We start from the raw sequence: 13,348 nt of genomic DNA on the forward strand, positions 1-13,348 counted from the left end.
AATAGATTTATTGATATTCACATTGATTACTTCGGATATGTCCCCGCATTAAAGATCTCTCTTTTAATTAAATTCAAATAACCTAACAAAAACCTATATTTAATTTCTACATTTCTTTAACCAAAATGTTTATTAGAAAAAGTAATTCGTGGATTATAGATACCAAGAAGGGAGTGTTTTTTTGTGCATATTAAAAAACCTTGCCCTACTGGATTTAATATCATTTAGCAAGAATTTATTGTTGTAATTATTATTGAGTGGAGGAAAAAGAATTGAGTTTTAAAACTGAAAAAGTTTCAAATCACATATATTTAACAATTCAGTCACTGTACACTTTACGTCGCCGAATTATTTGGACCATACTTGCAATGGCAGTGGGTATATTAATAGCTGGGTTCTGGAATTACAACTTTGTTGACGGTTTTGGACGTGATATTGTAGCCAAAAACATGGTAGGTGATACAAATCAAGTGGCTGGATCTTTTAGGGAAAGAGGGTTTGGATTTGGTGTGTTGTTTGCCTTTGCAGCGGGACTTGCTGCAACGTTTACTGCTTGTAACTGTGTAACGTTCTCCATGCTTCCTTCCCTCGCTTGCTCCACAGATCGTACCTCTACTCGAAAAACAGCACTCAAAGCACTGGGTATTTTTAGTTTAGGTGTGCTAGTGGTTACCGCAGCTTATGGTTTTTACACGGGATCCATGGGATCTGATACAGTTCAAGCTTACAATGGACGAGAAACCCGTCTTTCTCAGGCAACCGTAACCTTTACTCTTCTCGGTCTTTTTATGGTCGTGTGGGGTGCCATTTCTTTTGGATTCTTAAATCGGCTGATCTTGAGAATCCCTTTACATGTCAGGGGCTTATTCGGTAATCCATTAACCAAAGCTGGCCTAATGGGTATACAAGTAGGGTTATTTACCGTTGGTCGCCCATTTGGTGTATTTCGTGATTTCTTGGCCTATGCTGCATCAACACGTAATCCACTATATGGAGCCTTTGTCATGAGTATTCAGGGCATTGGGCAAATAACGATTATGGTGATTTTATTCCTAATTATCTTATCGTTGTTTGGAAAGCGTTTAGCTCGATGGTCAAACGATAAACCTCATCATGCGGAGTTAATTAGTACAACCGCTCTTTTTTTAGGAGGGGCCTACTTTATTTTTTATTGGGGCTTTGCTGTTCCTTTTGGGGTAGGTCGCTGGGGTGAATGGTTCGGGTGGTACTGATTCATTAATAGTGAAAAAAATGATTTTAAAAGCAAACACACACATTTGTAAACAAGTGTGTGTTTGTTTTTTGTTTATATTTTTATTTTAATACCTTCTGTATTCGATAAAGTGGGGTGACTCGACCTTTTCCATCAGTTGTTTCAATGTGGTTATCAATAACTATTTCATTAACTACTCACCATCTATAGTCTTTAAAACATCATTATTTTGGTTGTTATACCCGACAGTAGCTACTCATTTTTTCATATAATTTCACGTACCGTAATTGCAAAGAGGTTTAGAAAATATGGAAAAACTTTTTAGACCACCAGGATAAGTTTTTGCTATCTTTGTTGTGGGTAAATATTATTTAAACTACATTAAAGGAGAATACATCATGGTAGTAGCAAATCAAGGTGATCTGGTAGAATACAATGGGTTAACAGGCAGAGTAGTAGCTACCTATACTAACACAGCGGTAATTGACTTTAAGGAATTCAATGAAATTGATCCAGAGAAGGAAAAACAAGTTATTCGTCACACCGATTACAAAATACATAAGAAGTAAACATCCAATGTGGGTGCCTTTTTTGAATAATAAAAGGGAAATCCACACTTTTGTATGGATAATAAAAGGAGTCAGTAACATTTTGCCGAATCATTTTCAAAATATCTTGATTTAGAATATGTTAATGAAGTCATTGATAACAATCTCAAACTACTCGAAAAGAAATAAAGCCCCTGGATCATTCATCGCTAAATTGATTGAAGAGAGCACCTAATCTTTAGGTGCTTTTACTTTGAGCTATGAAAACAGCATTTATTAATTGTCTTTGAAGGGATATTTAACTTCGTATCCGTAGTCCTAACCCACGGTAGACCACATCTATCTCAACACCATTTCCAAACAGCGAGGACAAAAATAACACCGACCTATTTTTTTATCTTCGAAATAACTCCAATCTCGATAAGATCAATGAGTTTTATTACGTAACATTCGTTTTGTATGTAATCAACGATCCTAATCTCATCCTTTTCTAGATCAAAGAAATGAATCATACCTATAAGTAGATGAGGAGTTCCAAAATGTATGTGTTCAATCAATAAATCAGAGCTCTCGGCCGTTACCTCACAAATAATTTCTTTAACAGAGGTATCACTTACAATCATTTATCATCCCTCCTTCAAGTTCATTATATACGAATGTTTGTTCCTGAAATAGTGGAAATGCAAACAAATGTTCGTTATAATTGTAATAGGAAAAGGAAGGTGTTAATGATGGAAGGCTTTCTAAAAAAGTGCCAGGAAACTAAACAAGCAGTTGAAATTATGTATATTTCTAATAAAGGATCCATTACTCAACGAACTATTTCTATTTATGAAGTTGGCAAGTCTTCCTTCAAGGCGTACTGTCACCTTAGAAAGACAACAAGAATCTTTAAGACAGAAAACATTCTGTCTGTAAATTATAAAAAAGCATTACATCAAAGGAGAGAGATCATTGCATAAGTTAACACCAAGGCAGCAGATCATCTTGGAAGCCATTAAGTTATTTGTAGCAAAACATCATTATTCACCGACAGTCCGGGAAATCGGTGATATAGTCGGATCAACTTCTTCCATTACGGTAGCAGGTTATCTGGAGAGGTTAAAGAAAAAAGGTCTTGTTACTTGGGAAGAGGGTAGGCCAAGAAGCTTAAAGATAATAGTAAAAGAACCCGCCTAAACAGACGGGTTTATTTGTGTCGATTTTGTTTGCTTATGGTAGATTGTTCCGATTAATTAATTCACTAAAAACTTGATTTTATACCGTTTTCCTTCTATTAAAATGTGGTTTGAGGACGATCATTAATCAAATTCGTTTTAAAAAGGGGAAATGCTCAATTTCAAACGAATAGAGCCATTAATATTAAATCTTGATAGCCGTCACCCAATTTTACACCCTTTGCTTTTCTACCCTCTACAAAAAAGCCTAGATTTTTATATAACTGGATTGCACCTAAATTATCTTCCATTACCTCAAGACAAACTTTTTCAATTTTACTGTTATTTTTAGCCCAATTGATTAACGTTTCTAGAAGAGCTCTTCCAATACCATAATTTCGATATTCAGGTAGTATGGTCATCGCAAAAGACCCTTGATGTCTAATTTTTTCTTTGTTTCCGTTCTTAAAATCTATTGCACCGACTAACTTATCGTCAACTTCAGCAATAAACTGTACATAATTTGGATTTTCATGATAAGCTTTTAACGTTTTTTGAATAGCATCAACACTCATCTTTTTTACATCCTCAACCGTACTTAGCATGTATGGAGCGTTTATTAAAGCTTTTGAAGCAGAATTTAGCATTCTTTCTGCATCCTGTTCTTTAGCTTCTCTAATTATTACTGTTTTTCCATCCTTAGATTTATAAGTAAAAACATTAGTTGATAATATATTACACACACCCTTTCGGAATATAATTAATCGGTTTTTTTAACTATTCCACAATTCTTAAATAAGGGAAAGTCGTATCACCTTTTTCTGCAATCGTTCTCCTTTAACTTAATAACAATTATTTCAAATATTTGTAATTTTCACAAGAATTTATACCGTTTATATGGCCCGATTGCGGAATAGAGTAACTAGAGCTTTTTACTTTACTACTTTTTTTAAAGTAGTATTTGTTATTCAATTGCTGTAACAAATACGACCCTACCTACCAAGCCCTTTCTGAGCTGGGAAAAGTCATTAAAACCATTTTCTGATGGGATTATTTGGGCTCGGAAGATATTCGGAGAGAAATTTCAACAAATAGATTAGAAGATCAGTAGATTGCGGTCCCTCCATCTATTGCAAAACTGTCTCGTGTATATTAACAAACTCATGATTCAATCCGTTTTATCGAAAAAAAAATGGCTGGATATGATGACATCTGAAGATTTGAGGGTGTTAAGTCCGCTTATCTATTGCCATGTAAATCCTTATGACATTTTTTTAATTAGATATGATGGAACGAATTCCAATAGAAGGAAGTCAATCAGATATAATAGGTAGTTAATAATATTGTTTGAGTAAATTCGACTGAAAACAGAGATACCGTGTGCTTGAGAAACGCGCTGAGTTAAAATTAAGTAATGATTTATGAATAACTACCTTTGTAAATGCAACCCACGAAATGACATACATATGATAAAAATTCTAAGGGTAAAGATAATTAGAGATTATCTTTACTATCGATACATTTATTAACAAATGATATACTTAGTAGACAAAGAAGTGGAAAAGAGGAATTCGAATGGATTTAGTAACCTCTATTACGAACGTTACAAACAAAAAGTATTTAACTAATCTAAAAGAATCACTTCAGGAGAAAAACCTTCTCGATGAGAACCGGAACTTAAATCTTGGTCAAAGCAGGGAAGAGGATTTTCTGGAATGGTTCTTTGCTTTAAAGATCTTTAAAGAGGGAAGGAGCTTTTCTCCACATACAATAAAAGCCTATCGATCGGATGCTAAAACGCTCCTCACGTTTATGCTTGAACATAGGCTGTCTTTTCGCGATCTCGGCTTTCCGGAAGTTAAGACGTACAACAACTACATAAAAACAAACTATGCGAACAAGACCGCTATTCGAAAACTGGACTTCTTTCGCCGGCTTTTGGAGTTTGGGTATGAGACGCAATTTTATAAGGTGCTGCTTTCAACATGGGTTGTGAAACCACCTGCGAAAAAGGGCCACTATATAATAGAAGAAACTCGTCAAGATCAGCCACAAACCCGCTTTCAATTAAGGGAGTTGACCCAGGAAGATGCAGAGTTATTAATCTCTTATTTTCCGAAAATCGTGAAGACGGATACGTACCGAATGTACTTGCAGACTCGGAATTTACTTATAGGCTATTTCTTATATACAACAGGATTACGTGCCAGTGAATTACTTAGTTTAAACTGGGGGAGTTTTAGGAAGAACCGCAGAGGAAACTTATTGGTTGATGTGATTGGAAAAGGGAATAAACCAAGGACTATTCCGATAAAGAAGGAAACCAAGGATTTGTTGTTTAGCTATCGGGAACTATTACATGAATCAACGGATCTTAATATGCAGGATACCAGTCCTTTATTTTATTCGCTATATTATAAGGAAGAAAATCGTTTCGAGAAGAAGCGTTTGACCTACCCAGCATTATATAAAATTGTAAAGTCTGCAGTTAAATTAGCAGCTCAAAATACAGCCATTAGTCCTCACTGGTTTCGGCATACTTTCGTGACGGTCATGTTGGAGAATGATGTGCCACTTGTAGTGGTAAAAGATTGGGCTGGTCATTCTGATATCTCCACGACTAATTTGTATTTAGAACGGATCAACCAAGACAACATGGAAGTACATCTAGAGAAGGTAACAATATTTAATAACTAACAATTAAAAATAAGTTTAAGTTTAACATTACAGCAACTAGACACGACTCTTTAAATGTCCTTAAGGATTCGGTTCGACCCCGACCACCGGTTCTTAACAACAGAAGCTGTCATCGCAGATAAGCCTGAATAAAATGCTGGCGGCGCTGGCATGCCTGACATGGGCGGAATGATGTAATAACTGCTCGTTCACATCAGTGGTGAATGAGCAATGGTTAATACATTTTTCACCTAAAGTGAGAACTAGTCACGTAAATAATTAGTTGTTTCCGAAACAAGTAAAGAATATGATTATATCCTTTAAAAGGGCGGCGTACTTGACCCTTTGGGTTTAATTGCAACACTATCGTATACAGAAGCATCTATTAATTGGTCGACTAATAAGAAAGAAGGACATGGGTTTCCAGATTTTATGTACTTTTTTGAGTTAGGCGATATATCAAAACAAAATATTTTAAATGGTCAAACGACAAAACGGAGACAAATTAAAGAACCATTGCTAGCAACAGGGTTTAGAAACCCACTCAGTGAAGAGGGCTGCGAAGAGGATTACAATGGTACTTTCTATGACGAGGGCAAACACTATACACACACCAAGTGGGTTTCTATGTATTCATGAAGTGCATGACAAATTCTAATTTGGGCGTTGTAGCATTTTACATATATTCCTTGTTAAAGGCACGAATGGGGACGGATACTTTTGTAAGTATTTTGCTAGAAGGTATTACAAAATATAGTGGAATCCTTTTATCAACAAGGGATAAATATTTGAAGCAATTAAAAGGATTTAACATTATTGGCAGTATCCCTGAAGATTTTTGCTTAGATCGTACGAATTCAAGTACATATTGGATAAAAGAATCAAGTGATTGGTTAACGATACCAAATTACAATTTCCCAAAAAGAAAAGTATACGATGTGTCAACTCATATTGATTATACTGCATCTGGTATGGAAGCAACATAAAAGTAATAATTTCTAAAAAGTATGATATTTGGTGTAAATTAATATAAATTCCACTAAAAAAAAGAACGAATATCTAATATAATTACATAGTTTCACAGTTATATTAATTTACCTCGTTTTTCATACCTTTTAAAATTTATTAATATAATAAGTGTTTCTGTTTTTCCCCATACATATAAATTTAAAGTTTTTGTATAAAATAAAATTAAAAATAAAAAAACAGAGGTGTTGCAAAAATGTTAGGTTTGTCCTATATAGGAATGTATGAGAATTATAGTAAAATCCAATCTGATAATCCATTGAGAGATATTTGGGATATGATTTTGAAAAATAGTGATATTAACTTTCTTTCCCAACGTTGGGAGGAGAAAGATATGGACAGTTATACATATGTTTCAACTTCAATTACTCAAGCTTATGAATATTTTAGAGCCAGTAAGGTATCATCATTAAAGACTAGACCACTACTTTTATATTATTCTTTTTTAAATCTTACCAAAGCTATATTATTTTTAAAGAGTAATAAAAAACCTACTAATTATCATGGATTATGCAAAGAAAAAATCGAAAAAAAGATTGAAAAAAGTGAGGACTTTTTACTTTTTTCTGCTGAAGTTAATAATGGAGTTTTCTATCAATTGGGAGAACTAATTGGTACTCAACCAGCAATAAAAACTATTTTTACTTTGGAAGATTTGTTTAACAACATAGTTGAACTTTCTGCTGTTTTTTCTGAGTATTTCAATAAAAACCATAATTTTATTTGTCCGAAGGTGGATGGATATTCAAATGGAGTATTAAAACTTACTTTTAATAAAGAAGTATTAAGTGTTAATGAAATTACAAAAACAAATCTAGAAGAAACTTTTATTAAAGAATTTTCATTGGAAGAGGATGAGCAAAATATTATATTTTATAACAAATTAAATAAACAAGGTGAAGAATATAATATTTTTCATAAACAGGCAACTGAGATTCTTGAAAAATATTTTTCCTTTAGTGTTTATGACGATAAAAGGTATTACTTTAATTGTAATAATTCTACTAAAATTAATGGAGCATTAGCATGTTATGGGATAATGTATTTATTATCAAGTATAGTAAGATATAAGCCAGAGCATATTTATAAACTATTGGATGATAAGACTATATCAATAAATTGGTTTTTAGGAAAAATTTGTGATACTTTAGAGAGAATATATCCTAATATGATGTTAAATATCCTTTTTGAGGAAAAAATAAAATTTTCTTCTAGTGATTTTTAGGAATACCTGTTTGGTTTAACTTTTTTTGTTCAATTTATTATTTCTAGTGGTTAAAATTCGATTTTTATTTTTGGATATAAAAAAGGTAAGAGAATCAAAAAAAGTAAAAGGTTTTCTAAGTTTGACAAAAACCAAAAAATCTATAGATTACTTCTATGGCATTTTTGGTTTACTTCTTTAATTTTTGCTATAAGTTCTTTAGACAAAATAAACTTACTATCCTCTAACATTCCTATAAATTCACCTTCAAAATAATACTCACCTTAATAAAGTGGGTTATTTAATATCCAACATATTCTCGAATTACTCAGTTTTGTTTTTCCGTTTCTTGATTTTAAATTATTCTCCAACATACCTTTTTGAATTTTATTATAGCTATAACCTTTTAAATACCTACTTTCAAATACATATTATCTCAAATTTTTCAATGATTAACTCTCCGTTTTCAACCCTATAACCATAAGGGACCTTCCCTGCTGACCAATTTCCTGCTGTAGCTTTTATCTTTCTGATCTTTTGTGAAAGATGTGATGTTGCTAATCTTTTATCATTATGGTGAACAAGAGCTTGGCACTCGCTACAAAGAACAGTAATATTCGTAACTCTTTATTTATACCTATCACAGTTTTGGCATAAATTAGGTAAATATTCTATGAATTTTTTTCTCATGTTATAAAAATTTTGTCTGTCCATTACGATAAGAAATCCTCCTTCCTTAATTAGTTTATTAACGTATTATCAAGTTATGGAGTGTTATAGAGTTCTACTTTAACTCAAATTAAAAGCTCCAAAAGAGTTAGAATTAAATATAGCGGTACTGAGAAAATAATTTGAAAGATGCCTTTAAAGCAGGCATCTTTTTTGTTGTTCTTTATTTTATCTGAAGATTTAGTCTCTTATCCCCACAATCATGTTAATTATCTATCACATGTGAAAGTAGCAAAAACAAGTCAATAGACAGGATTCCTCGTGTGAACTCTAAAAACCTTCAAGAAATAGATGGGTGATTATTCACTAATTCTTTTAACATATCATTACAAATTTTAAAGATTATAAAGGTATACCTTTAAGGTTAGTAGTTAAATAAATGTAGAAACGTTTGTAAAATATGCTAACAAAGTATATAAACGTTTACAAATGATTATATACATTTATAAACCGTTTAGTTATAATTATTATAGATAACTAAAAGGAGCGTCTTAAGAGATGAGCCAAAAAATATTTGGTTATATAAGAGTATCTAGTAAAGACCAAAATGAAGCTAGGCAACTAAAAGAAATTCAGGAAATGGGTGTAAAAGATAGGGACATTTTTATTGATAAGGAAAGTGGAAAAGACTTTTATAGAAGTCAATACCAAAAATTAAAACATTGTTTGCGTGAAGGTGATTTACTTTATGTAAAATCCATTGACCGTTTTGGAAGAAACTCAAGAGAGATAAAGAAAGAGTGGGAAGAGATTACACAAGTTATTAGAGCGGATATAAAGGTTTTAGATATGCCCTTGTTAGATACAACGCAACACAAAGATAGATTAGGAACCTTTGTGAGTGATTTAGTCTTGCAGGTTTTAGCTTTCGTGAGTGAACGAGAACGGGAGAATTTTCTCCAACGACAAGCTGAAGGGATAGCTATTGCAAAAGCAAAAGGAAAGCATCTAGGTAGGCCAAAATCAAATTTAACCACTTTAAACAAAGAGCAATTGAAAACATTAAAAAACAATTATCCTAAATGGATAAAAAAGGAAATAAAATCAGTAGATTTTATGAAAATGTTAAGTCTAAAAAAAAATACCTTTTATAAAATTATAAAACAATATAAGCTCCACAAGTAAAAGAAGAATTTTAAATTACTATTTTCAATAGTGAAGGTGATATAAATGGTAAAAAGAAAAAAACAAGAGCCACTTAATGTTAGTAGATTCATTAAAGAACTACTTGTCGATGAATTAGGGTTTCCGTTTAAGCAAATTGTTAATGATATCTCATTTGAAAAATATACAGGTATAAAAAGGCCTGATATTTTAATATCTGAGGTTGAATACGATTTAGAATTACAAAATAATGATGAATTTATTCAAAATCTTATTGCCTATGCAGAAGCAAAACATGATTGTGCTGTTGATAGTAGAGATTGGAAGGACGCTTACAATCAAGGTTTACTAAAAGCACAGAAAGAAGCTTTAGATATTCCCTTTTTTATTGTAACCAATTTTTTAGTTACTCATTTTTATAATACACAAAACGGTGAGAGAATCTCTTTAAATGGCATCCCAATCGCAGACTTTCAAAATATGGATGTACTTCGTTTAATTAGAAAAAAATTGGATGAAAACCCCGATTTAAACAATATTCAAACTAATGTAGATACCCAACAAGCGATTTCTGAGGCATCGTTCAATAATAAACTATGGGAACTTGCTGGAATATATAGAGATATAAATTTTAAAAATATTACTGAAAAAATTGATTTTACTATTGGTTTTATAGCACTTAAATTTTATGAAGAAAAAGTTGAAATGGAGAACAAGAAAAATAAGACTAAGGACTACTGGTCGGATATTCAATCTTACATACAAAAACCAGATACTTTTACAACGGCATTAGGCGGTTACATACAAAGATTACAAAATGAAACCGATTTTGGTGAATTTAAAAGCTTAATGAATATAGTTAGAGAGAAATTAAATGCCCTTGATGGCATAACTCAAGAACAAATAATAGAAATTTATACCATTATTGAAGGAATGGGAAGATTGCATGGATGTGGTTTTGATTTATTCGGCTCAGTTTATGAAAAATTTGCATCCAATAAGGAAAAAGGAGATTTTGGTGAATTTTTTACAAGACGAAATTACACTCATGTGTTAACAAAGTTATTATTAAAAGATGAAAAATATTTTAATGCGCAAAGACCCTTTATTATCGGGGATTTTGCATGTGGAACAGGTGGTTTTCTAACCGAGGCTTTTAAAATATTACAAAGTAAATACAAAAATCCTATGACAGGTAAATTAGAACCCAGAGTTGAAGAGTTTTTAAAGTCGCAATGTATTTACGGTTATGATGTAAAAGAGGAGAATGTATCGAGAACTAAATTAAATATGTTTTTAGTTGGAGATGGACACACGCATATTATTAGGAAGGATACTTTAAGAGAAGAGTTAACTGGGAACAGTTGGGATTATGTACTTATGAATCCTCCGTATGGAAATGGAAGTACAAAGGCGGAGACATCATCTATAACTACAAATAGATATGAATTGGCGTTCTTGGCCAAAATAGTTAAATCTTTAAAAATTGGTGGTAAAGCATGTGTAATAGTGCCTGATGGTTTCTTTGAGAATCCTTCTATTATGGCATTTAGGAAAGAAATAATGAGTTTATGCACAATCAATGCGGTTATTTCATTACCTAAACACGCATTCGCTCCATATACCAAAGAGAAAACTTATGCTTTATTCATTGAGAAGAGAAGTCAGGAAGAATCCCCTCTCCAAACAGAAGATATTTGGATGTATATCATTGATAATGATGGGTATGCAAATTCAGATAAACGATTTGAAACAAATTTAAAAGATGCTGATAACAAATGGTTGCATAACGAGATTAAAGGATATATAGATAATCATGGTAATGAAAAAGTCAGCATTTTAGAAGAAAGATGGCTTAAGTATGATGATTCATCTTCAGGGGGAACTGAATTTATTAACGAAAAAGGAGAGACAATAACAAAGAGAAAATCTGGATTTGTTATGGTCTCTAATATAAATGAAGAAAATTATTATAATTTGTTACCTGAATTTTATTTAAGGCCTTATGAACCCAAATATATTACTTTAAAAGAATTAGATAGAGAAATAGAGACAATTGAGGGGATTTTAAAAGATATCTCAAAATTAACAGTGGATGATATAAAGAATAAGTTGGGCGTTGAGAATGATGAAGGTTAAGTTTCAGGCTTATGATGTCCCCATTAAAGACATTTTTGAATACATGTCAGGTTTAAATGGTTTGTACAACGATGTTATTTATAAGGAGATAGATATTTTTAACAAAAAAGAAAAATATAAAGTGTTATCTTCAGCTATAAAAAAGGAAAATCAACTGGGGTATATGCCTGATGCTAAAATTAACAATAAAAAAATACCTAAATTTAAAGATAAAGAGGGTATTCTTATTGCAAGGAAAGGAAAAGCTGGAACATTTACTTTTTTAAAACCAGGTAAATATACTCTAACTGAAGTGGCATACGTTATTTATAAAAGAGCAGATGCTAAATATAATATTTTATTAGAATGGTTTTACTATGCCCAACAAAAGTTAGCATATGACAATGCCTCTAATTCAGATAACGGTACATTTAGTATAGAAAGGTTTATGAACGAAAAGATTGATATCCCAGATGTCAGTTACCAACAGTTAATAATTAATGGGCATAAGAAATTAAATGTCGAAGACAAGAAATTAGAATTATTAATAAACAAAGTGGATTCCTTCTCAGAAAGATTTATTGAATTTAAATCACATGATGAAAAATTGAATTAAATTCGATTATTGATTATATAAGTCGAAACGATATATTGACTGAAGAAACTATTTATCGCAATGCTCCAAAACATAAAGATAACCAAACTATTACTGTTTTAGGAGGTTCAACCGAAAACCCGATTGTTGGAAAAATCAAAAAGGCCAAAACTGTTTTAGATTATAAAAATAAAACAGAAAAAAAGATTCATATAATTGATGGTCACCCGATATTAAACATTGTTCGAAAAGGTAAGGCTGGAACTCTTACTTTTTTTGACAAAGGGCGATATGCAACAAATTCAGATGCATTTATTTTGTTTTTAAAAGATAACCAAGAAGTTCTTAGAGATTTGAATATAATGGATAACGATGATAAAGTATACTACCTAAAATTTTTAAAATTGCTATTACAGCCAGTTTTCTATAGTCAAGCTTCTACTTCTGATAATAGTACTATATCTATAACAAATTTAATTAATTTAGAAATTCCTAAAATAAAGCTCAATAAAGAAATTAAGGATATAGTTGATAGCATAAACAAGATAGAAAATTACCGTATGAAGATTAGCATACTAAGGGAAAAAATACAACAAGAATATGAAAAAAGTATTATCCCTGATTAGGAATTTCCTTAACCGGGGTACTTTTAACCAATTATGAATGCTTAGAGCCATATTTTGATGACCACTTTATAATAATGGTATAAGTATTATTAAGAGAAGTAGTCTATACACAATAGAAAAGAATTTACGTGACTTTTTGTTATAAATGGTTTTCTTTCCTAACAATAGAAGCTGTCATCGCAGATAAGCTTGAATAAAATGCTGGCGGCGCTGGCATGCCTGACATGGGCGGCATGATGTAAGGAAGGCATAAAAATAAGGTTTTTAGAGTTAATTGCGTTTTTTGTCCGCAAAAAAGTCAGCGGAATACGAACGAGTTTTAGAGATCTTTTTACAGATGTTATTTGTAAAA

At 31.8% G+C, this 13,348-nt stretch carries 13 protein-coding genes and 2 pseudogenes; 12 read left to right on the forward strand and 3 right to left on the reverse strand.

Annotated features, from left to right (window positions below):
- Window positions 1–272 precede the first annotated feature (272 nt).
- The gene (locus LCY76_RS23215) at window positions 273–1,232 is read left to right on the forward strand and encodes a sulfite exporter TauE/SafE family protein (protein WP_248254866.1); all 960 of its coding nucleotides are present in this window, start codon (window positions 273–275) and stop codon (window positions 1,230–1,232) included.
- Window positions 1,233–1,611: 379 nt separating this feature from the next.
- A complete protein-coding gene (locus LCY76_RS23220) occupies window positions 1,612–1,782 on the forward strand; it encodes a DUF2187 family protein (RefSeq protein WP_248254867.1) in 171 nt (56 codons plus the stop codon).
- Between the two features lie 365 nt (window positions 1,783–2,147).
- On the opposite strand, the gene LCY76_RS23225 is transcribed toward LCY76_RS23220, so the two are convergent.
- Window positions 2,148–2,384, reverse strand: a complete 237-nt coding sequence (locus LCY76_RS23225; protein WP_248254868.1) for a hypothetical protein — start codon at window positions 2,382–2,384, stop codon at window positions 2,148–2,150.
- A 331-nt stretch (window positions 2,385–2,715) separates the two neighbouring features.
- Here LCY76_RS23225 and LCY76_RS23230 point away from each other — a divergent pair, with 331 nt between their 5' ends.
- Window positions 2,716–2,940 carry a LexA family protein gene (locus LCY76_RS23230; RefSeq protein WP_248254869.1) on the forward strand — a complete coding sequence of 75 codons (225 nt, stop codon included), beginning with the start codon at window positions 2,716–2,718 and terminating at the stop codon, window positions 2,938–2,940.
- Between the two features lie 160 nt (window positions 2,941–3,100).
- On the opposite strand, the gene LCY76_RS23235 is transcribed toward LCY76_RS23230, so the two are convergent.
- Window positions 3,101–3,661: a GNAT family N-acetyltransferase gene (locus LCY76_RS23235; RefSeq protein ID WP_248254870.1), complete on the reverse strand. Its 561-nt coding sequence runs from the start codon at window positions 3,659–3,661 to the stop codon at window positions 3,101–3,103.
- Between the two features lie 236 nt (window positions 3,662–3,897).
- On the opposite strand from LCY76_RS23235, the pseudogene LCY76_RS24235 reads away from it, so the two are divergent.
- The 5 genes and pseudogenes from LCY76_RS24235 to LCY76_RS23260 all read left to right on the forward strand — a co-directional run.
- A pseudogene (locus LCY76_RS24235) lies at window positions 3,898–4,256 on the forward strand (Tn3 family transposase); the annotation flags it as partial.
- Between the two features lie 237 nt (window positions 4,257–4,493).
- Window positions 4,494–5,615 carry a tyrosine-type recombinase/integrase gene (locus tag LCY76_RS23245; RefSeq protein ID WP_248254871.1) on the forward strand — a complete coding sequence of 374 codons (1,122 nt, stop codon included), beginning with the start codon at window positions 4,494–4,496 and terminating at the stop codon, window positions 5,613–5,615.
- Window positions 5,616–5,939: 324 nt separating this feature from the next.
- Window positions 5,940–6,233 carry a hypothetical protein gene (locus LCY76_RS23250; RefSeq protein WP_248254872.1) on the forward strand — a complete coding sequence of 98 codons (294 nt, stop codon included), beginning with the start codon at window positions 5,940–5,942 and terminating at the stop codon, window positions 6,231–6,233.
- A 65-nt stretch (window positions 6,234–6,298) separates the two neighbouring features.
- Window positions 6,299–6,580 (forward strand): hypothetical protein, encoded by a 282-nt coding sequence (locus tag LCY76_RS23255; RefSeq protein ID WP_248254873.1) that lies wholly within the window; start codon window positions 6,299–6,301, stop codon window positions 6,578–6,580.
- A gap of 236 nt (window positions 6,581–6,816) precedes the next feature.
- On the forward strand, window positions 6,817–7,845 hold the full coding sequence (locus LCY76_RS23260) for a YaaC family protein (protein ID WP_248254874.1): 1,029 nt from the start codon (window positions 6,817–6,819) through the stop codon (window positions 7,843–7,845).
- Window positions 7,846–8,108: 263 nt separating this feature from the next.
- On the opposite strand, the pseudogene LCY76_RS24220 reads toward LCY76_RS23260, so the two are convergent.
- Window positions 8,109–8,228 (reverse strand): annotated as a pseudogene (locus LCY76_RS24220) (hypothetical protein); the annotation flags it as partial.
- Window positions 8,229–9,051: 823 nt separating this feature from the next.
- On the opposite strand from LCY76_RS24220, the gene LCY76_RS23265 reads away from it, so the two are divergent.
- From LCY76_RS23265 to LCY76_RS23280, 4 genes are read left to right on the forward strand one after another with little or no spacing between them, the layout of a single operon-like run.
- Window positions 9,052–9,678 (forward strand): recombinase family protein, encoded by a 627-nt coding sequence (locus tag LCY76_RS23265; RefSeq protein ID WP_248254875.1) that lies wholly within the window; start codon window positions 9,052–9,054, stop codon window positions 9,676–9,678.
- Between the two features lie 45 nt (window positions 9,679–9,723).
- On the forward strand, window positions 9,724–11,796 hold the full coding sequence (locus LCY76_RS23270; RefSeq protein WP_248254876.1) for an HsdM family class I SAM-dependent methyltransferase: 2,073 nt from the start codon (window positions 9,724–9,726) through the stop codon (window positions 11,794–11,796).
- The gene (locus LCY76_RS23275) at window positions 11,786–12,391 is read left to right on the forward strand and encodes a restriction endonuclease subunit S domain-containing protein (protein WP_248254877.1); all 606 of its coding nucleotides are present in this window, start codon (window positions 11,786–11,788) and stop codon (window positions 12,389–12,391) included. Before LCY76_RS23270 ends, LCY76_RS23275 begins: the two co-directional genes overlap by 11 nt.
- 35 nt (window positions 12,392–12,426) lie before the next feature.
- Window positions 12,427–12,996 carry a hypothetical protein gene (locus LCY76_RS23280; RefSeq protein ID WP_248254878.1) on the forward strand — a complete coding sequence of 190 codons (570 nt, stop codon included), beginning with the start codon at window positions 12,427–12,429 and terminating at the stop codon, window positions 12,994–12,996.
- Window positions 12,997–13,348: the final 352 nt, after the last annotated feature.

This window comes from Fictibacillus marinisediminis (assembly GCF_023149135.1).
GTDB lineage: Bacteria > Bacillota > Bacilli > Bacillales > Fictibacillaceae > Fictibacillus_C > Fictibacillus_C marinisediminis.

Bases quoted from the DNA above. Each gene is read 5' to 3' on its own strand.
- LCY76_RS23220 (WP_248254867.1), top strand. From the start codon at position 1,612: ATGGTAGTAGCAAATCAAGGTGATCTGGTAGAATACAATGGGTTAACA.
- LCY76_RS23225 (WP_248254868.1), bottom strand. From the start codon at position 2,384: ATGATTGTAAGTGATACCTCTGTTAAAGAAATTATTTGTGAGGTAACG.
- LCY76_RS23245 (WP_248254871.1), top strand. From the start codon at position 4,494: ATGGATTTAGTAACCTCTATTACGAACGTTACAAACAAAAAGTATTTA.
- LCY76_RS23255 (WP_248254873.1), top strand. From the start codon at position 6,299: ATGGGGACGGATACTTTTGTAAGTATTTTGCTAGAAGGTATTACAAAA.
- LCY76_RS23260 (WP_248254874.1), top strand. From the start codon at position 6,817: ATGTTAGGTTTGTCCTATATAGGAATGTATGAGAATTATAGTAAAATC.
- LCY76_RS23265 (WP_248254875.1), top strand. From the start codon at position 9,052: ATGAGCCAAAAAATATTTGGTTATATAAGAGTATCTAGTAAAGACCAA.
- LCY76_RS23270 (WP_248254876.1), top strand. From the start codon at position 9,724: ATGGTAAAAAGAAAAAAACAAGAGCCACTTAATGTTAGTAGATTCATT.
- LCY76_RS23275 (WP_248254877.1), top strand. From the start codon at position 11,786: ATGAAGGTTAAGTTTCAGGCTTATGATGTCCCCATTAAAGACATTTTT.